The sequence below is a fragment of the Xenorhabdus vietnamensis genome (assembly GCF_002127535.1).
GTDB classification, from domain to species: Bacteria; Pseudomonadota; Gammaproteobacteria; order Enterobacterales; family Enterobacteriaceae; genus Xenorhabdus; species Xenorhabdus vietnamensis.
In genome coordinates this window covers 1-4,865 of sequence record NZ_MUBJ01000052.1, presented here as the reverse complement: position 1 = coordinate 4,865, position 4,865 = coordinate 1, and the positions used below count along the sequence as shown (strand labels likewise).

Sequence of the window (4,865 nt, the reverse complement as noted above, 5' to 3'; positions counted from 1 at the left end):
CCGTTACTCAGGCTTCATCACAAATAGTGATTCAATTGAGGTCGTTTTTGTTCCAGAAATACCGCTAGTAATTTCACGCGACCAGATGCAATCAAAATCATCCGGTGCGGTGTATTCGCTAACAAAAACGGTACATCTATTTGATAACCTGCGAACCCAATCCCAAAATTCAGCCGAGTCAAATGAGTTTTGGTATCCAGTGGTATTCGCGTAGGGCGGATCACAATAAACAACAGACCCATCAGGGATATCTAATTCCCGGTAATCGCAACACTGCAATATGACGTCATCTAATTGAGTCAACTGTCGCTGAATATTGTTGCGAGCCTCTAATTGATGGTCACGAACACGTGATTTAGTCTGAGTTACCCCGACATACCCGTTAAACCATTTACCCACATAACTGCAATTAAATCCAACCCAGCCCGTTAAATGCGGTATTTCAGTTTTATTGTTCTTTACTGCATAGTACTGCTCTCGTGATATTTGTCCCGGAGGTTGCCAACCAGATAACAACGCTGACCACATTTCAATCAAATATTCGTGGCTGTCGGCAGCAATAATGGGGCCATTATGTTTGGTATTGATATGACTCACCATGTTCATGCCGCCTGCAAACGGCTCAACATAAACCGTCTCTGTCGTCATGCGTTCCAGAATGAATGGCGCAACATATTTTGCAATACGTGATTTACTTCCCATGTATTTCACTGTTCCGCCTCCCTCTCTGTTGGTGCAGTCAGAAAACAAAAAGGCCGCCTGAGCGACCTTGTAGTTAATAGGGTGCCAACCGCAATGTGTTATACGGAGGTTCTGTGAATGATTGCGGTGGCAGATACGAAAAAAACCAGCACTTGGCTGGTTATTGTAATAATATTAATTAAATATCACTTTGGTGTATTCTGACAGCAAGAAAATATAAACCTAGCAAAGTAGTTGTTACTATATTTAATAACACCAAGAAATAGAAAAAAACAAAAACGACTTTCAGCGCCATCAAGCACCGCAATGAGGTTACATCTGCAAACCAAACTGCAAAATTTTGTCCAACCAAGGACGTTATTAATCCTAAACTGAATAATCCAAAACTTAAAAGAGCTAAATAACCAAATAGATAACAAATAAAGCGCCGTCTCGTCAGCTTCACTGGTGACATTTTTCCACGGAAGCTTTCTTTTAATGTCGGTGGAGTTCCCGCCATGACATCATCAATTCTGGCGTTTCCAAAGGTAGAGACAGCTGCCAAAGCTGCAATATAAAAACCGATTAGAACTTGTAATAAACCATTGACTTGTGAAATTAATCCATTACTCCCAATCAGCTTAAATTGATTAGGTAAGTAGCAGTATACAATTGAAACAAATATAGCGCCAGTAAGTGGGAGGTAAAAATCGTACCACGTTTTTTCTTCATGCTTTATTTTTAAATAATTAAGTGGCGATAAAAGCTTCATCATTTACCCCTCACTACTTATAAAAGATCCTTCATCTTTTGTTCTAAATCTATGTGAATATTCTCTTCACACTGATTAATACCGTATGGGAGAATCACTTTTTCACTTTTCGTGAAAAGTTTAGTGGCTGCATCTTCATTTCTATCTAATTCCAAACTAGATTGCTTCCCATCTTTACTATAACTTATAGAAACCTTGTTATAGCCCTCTCTTAAACCTTTTCTACGGAATATTTCTAGCAATCGCTTTTTATCCCTAGTTAAGGGCTGCTTTACTACTTTAAGCCTAACAACTCTTTCTGTTAGCTCAGTATAAGCAGTTTTATCCAGCCCACCTTTTTTTTGAGTGCTAATAAGTCGAACATTATGTATTTTTCCACCTTGTAAAGCGTCCATAATGGTCTGAGAGCCATGTGAAAATATTTCCAATTTGGGTCTAAGTTTACATCTAGATCTAGTTGCCTGATTCACAAATTCAGAACCTTCAAACGCTTCTTTCAAAATTGCATTCATAAATGGTTCAATGATTGACTTGCTTATCCCAGGAACACATTCAACCAAAGTTTTAAAATGATCTACCGTATTCGCTGATGGAGTGGTCGAAATGATTACATGTGAAGATACGGCAATACCTTCTCCAGCTAGTTTGGGTTCTACACGCAAACTTCCAGTAGCCAAATCCGCAAAAACCGGATCAGAAGCATTTTGATCGCATAACTGTACTAAAAATGTGGCGCTAGTACCTCCAGAAATATATCTGGATTTTGATATGCGAATTGCCCTTGTTCCTTTATTATAAGTCCTTACCGCTCTCCCTTGCTGAACTAAATTATTAACTCTGGCAAGTATTTCAGCGATTGGAATATCTGGCGCCGCTATATGTGTAGGTTTAAAACAAAAATCGAATGTCATAACCCATCTATCTAAGTTTGAAAGCACAGCAGTCAGCCTCTTAAAATAAATTTATATAATAAACTTACTATTAATATTTATATGCTAACAAGCCCGTACTTCAAACAAATTGATCTATATTCCATTTAAATATCAACAAGCTGTATATAAAAACAGTATCATTCATGACTCAGATTGAAAAGAAGGTTTTACCTATCAATTTTTCAGTTGCTCAATAAGCCAAATTGAATACCCTGTAACAAAAAGGCCACGCCATGCGCAGCCTTGAAATATTCCTCTGAATCCCGAACTTGGGCGGGAATTTTGAACTACCCAATATCTTTTCGTAGTTGAGTTGTGAACCCAAAGTTTTCACCAACTATATTATTTTTAAAAATCAATTTTATTTATCTTTTATTAATACTTTATCCAAAGCAAATCGATTCTGGTTTTAATTCCGTTTAATTGAGTATTTATATAATGCCTCATATTACACCAGAGTCATTCTAATTCTGTAATGAGAATATTTTAAAACCGATTTACTCATATTGAGGGTATTCATATGAATCGATTCGCAAAAGTTTTATTTAGCCTTATATTAGTATCACTCTCTTTTTCTGGATACAGCTTTCAGGCACCAGCTCAGGAGAAAAACACACATCAAATCTTAGGCATTAAGATTCCAAAACCACCAAAACCACCAAGACCACCAAGACCACCAAGACCACCAAGACCTTCTAAACCTTCGAATACTCAGAAAACTCAAAATAAACATGAGTCAAGTGGCATTAAGCATACTTACAAATCAATCAAGGATGCACCGCAATACCCTAAAGGATTTAGGCCCGTCCAAGATGGAACAACTCGGAATGTTGTTAACAATACAAAAGTTTTGCAGGATCTAAGAGCTGTAAGAGCTGGGCAATGGTATAAAATATATAAAAATGGCTATAATGCTTCTAATCAACGAGTGTCTATCCATTATTTTCAACACAAAAGTGGTCTCGTATTTGATGTGAAAGTTCATAATGGGTGGAGTACAAGGAGAACTTAATGAAACTTTGTTATTGCATCGAAAAGAAACATGCGGAAAAATTTGTTAGTATTTTAGTTTTGGGGTTGCTGCATTCTCTTGATAAGAAACTGATTTCTATTGATGAAGCAGAGGGGTTTATATTTATGCCTTATGTCCCCAACGTATTAAAAAAAATTAAAGCATCCGATGAGTTGATTAATATCATTAACCTCGGCTGTGAACTTGAAGACGTGGCATCTTTAATACCGAAAGAATTACCTGCCAGTATTAATGAGTTAATCGAAAAAACATTATTAGTCATTAAAAATAATGACGAAATAGGAAGATTGGTAGAAAAAGAAATTCTCATAAAAGGTAAAGGTAGAAGAGAGTAAATCACCCCACCCTACAATATATCTATCAACTTAAGCATAATCTGACAATTACCCGTTTTGTTTATCAATTTCAAAGCGGGTAATTGTCATCTTCTTAAGACTGAGTTGCTGGCACAAAAAACCCCGCACTGGGCGAGGTCTGAAATTAATAAGCTGTGTGACATTGCTATCACTCTTATCACAATAGCAGCATTTTTACGATCGTAAAGTTATTTTCAAAAATTACTGCATAATTGGTGCGCGCTAATATTCATTGGCTCTTTTTGGACGCATTTATCCATTTCTAATGGGATATCTAACATCATCAGCATTCCTTCAATCATCCCCTCGGCTTTTTGTAACCTCTTCCCGATATGCGTATCAGAACACTCATGATCCTGCGCCAATTGAATAAAGGTTTTACCGAATACGTAATAGTCAAACAGCAAATCATGCGCATCGCTATTTTTCTGATTCAACTTTGCCATGCAGTTGGAAATGATGATGGCGTCATCATCACAACACTGAGGACGGGATTTAACTCTGTTGGGTATCAGCCCGTTGAACCCCGCGGCAATTGAAGGCCAGTCAACCGCCTCACGATTATCCGCCGCCCACGCCCCCCAGCGCTCCAATACCATCTGAATATCACGCATTATGCTGTCTCCGCTGTCTTTTTCGTAAATTCCAATTGTCGGGCCTGATCCCCGTTCATTAATAAGTCGTTAAAATCCCCAAAATCCGGCCAGCGAACGCTGACCTTCTCTACATCATTACTGGCCTGTAAATTCTTGCGGGCACACTCCATCGCGGCAGCGTGACCCGTGGCGCTCCAGTCGTTGTCTGCAAAGATAATCAGATGCTTAACGCCACAAGGGGCAATAAATTTCGCCATATGCCCGGCATTCATGGCTGACCAAGTGTTCACGCCGTAAATTTGCTTACAGGACAATGCCGTCTCGACACCTTCTGCAATACCCAGTGTTGAATCCACCGGAAACAGACGGATGGCCACCGACTGGGCATGCGCCAAATGACTGTCTTCTTGTAGTGAGTTCATTTTTTTAACCACCTCTAACGAGGCTTTCCGATCCCCGTCTAAATACGTCCGATGTAGGTAACACGCCTGCCCT

The 4,865-nt window shown here is 38.9% G+C and carries 7 protein-coding genes; 2 read left to right on the top strand and 5 right to left on the bottom strand.

Annotated features, from left to right (window positions below; translation table 11 throughout):
* Positions 1-3: 3 nt before the first annotated feature.
* The 3 genes from Xvie_RS19720 to Xvie_RS19710 all read right to left on the bottom strand — a co-directional run bounded on the left by Xvie_RS19720 (position 4) and on the right by Xvie_RS19710 (position 2,364).
* Complete coding sequence (locus Xvie_RS19720; protein WP_086110814.1) at positions 4-702, bottom strand: DNA adenine methylase; 699 nt, start codon at positions 700-702, stop codon at positions 4-6.
* A 178-nt stretch (positions 703-880) separates the two neighbouring features.
* The gene (locus Xvie_RS19715; protein ID WP_086110813.1) at positions 881-1,453 is read right to left on the bottom strand and encodes a hypothetical protein; all 573 of its coding nucleotides are present in this window, start codon (positions 1,451-1,453) and stop codon (positions 881-883) included.
* 17 nt (positions 1,454-1,470) lie between these two features.
* On the bottom strand, positions 1,471-2,364 hold the full coding sequence (locus Xvie_RS19710; protein ID WP_139838918.1) for a hypothetical protein: 894 nt from the start codon (positions 2,362-2,364) through the stop codon (positions 1,471-1,473).
* Between the two features lie 541 nt (positions 2,365-2,905).
* On the opposite strand from Xvie_RS19710, the gene Xvie_RS19705 reads away from it, so the two are divergent.
* Positions 2,906-3,397: a hypothetical protein gene (locus Xvie_RS19705; RefSeq protein WP_086110811.1), complete on the top strand. Its 492-nt coding sequence runs from the start codon at positions 2,906-2,908 to the stop codon at positions 3,395-3,397.
* Positions 3,397-3,753, top strand: a complete 357-nt coding sequence (locus Xvie_RS19700; protein ID WP_086110810.1) for a DUF3969 family protein — start codon at positions 3,397-3,399, stop codon at positions 3,751-3,753. The genes Xvie_RS19705 and Xvie_RS19700 overlap by 1 nt, the downstream gene beginning before the upstream one ends.
* Positions 3,754-3,968: 215 nt before the next feature.
* Here Xvie_RS19700 and Xvie_RS19695 read toward each other — a convergent pair whose 3' ends face one another.
* Together Xvie_RS19695 and Xvie_RS19690 are read right to left on the bottom strand one after the other, a co-directional pair.
* On the bottom strand, positions 3,969-4,388 hold the full coding sequence (locus Xvie_RS19695; RefSeq protein ID WP_086110809.1) for an antiterminator Q family protein: 420 nt from the start codon (positions 4,386-4,388) through the stop codon (positions 3,969-3,971).
* On the bottom strand, positions 4,388-4,865 hold a 478-nt coding region (locus tag Xvie_RS19690; RefSeq protein ID WP_208612650.1), incomplete at its 5' end, for a toprim domain-containing protein. The genes Xvie_RS19690 and Xvie_RS19695, both read right to left, overlap by 1 nt.

Bases quoted from the DNA above. Each gene is read 5' to 3' on its own strand.
- Xvie_RS19715 (WP_086110813.1), bottom strand. From the start codon at position 1,453: ATGAAGCTTTTATCGCCACTTAATTATTTAAAAATAAAGCATGAAGAA.
- Xvie_RS19695 (WP_086110809.1), bottom strand. From the start codon at position 4,388: ATGCGTGATATTCAGATGGTATTGGAGCGCTGGGGGGCGTGGGCGGCG.
- Xvie_RS19700 (WP_086110810.1), top strand. From the start codon at position 3,397: ATGAAACTTTGTTATTGCATCGAAAAGAAACATGCGGAAAAATTTGTT.
- Xvie_RS19710 (WP_139838918.1), bottom strand. From the start codon at position 2,364: ATGACATTCGATTTTTGTTTTAAACCTACACATATAGCGGCGCCAGAT.
- Xvie_RS19720 (WP_086110814.1), bottom strand. From the start codon at position 702: ATGGGAAGTAAATCACGTATTGCAAAATATGTTGCGCCATTCATTCTG.
- Xvie_RS19705 (WP_086110811.1), top strand. From the start codon at position 2,906: ATGAATCGATTCGCAAAAGTTTTATTTAGCCTTATATTAGTATCACTC.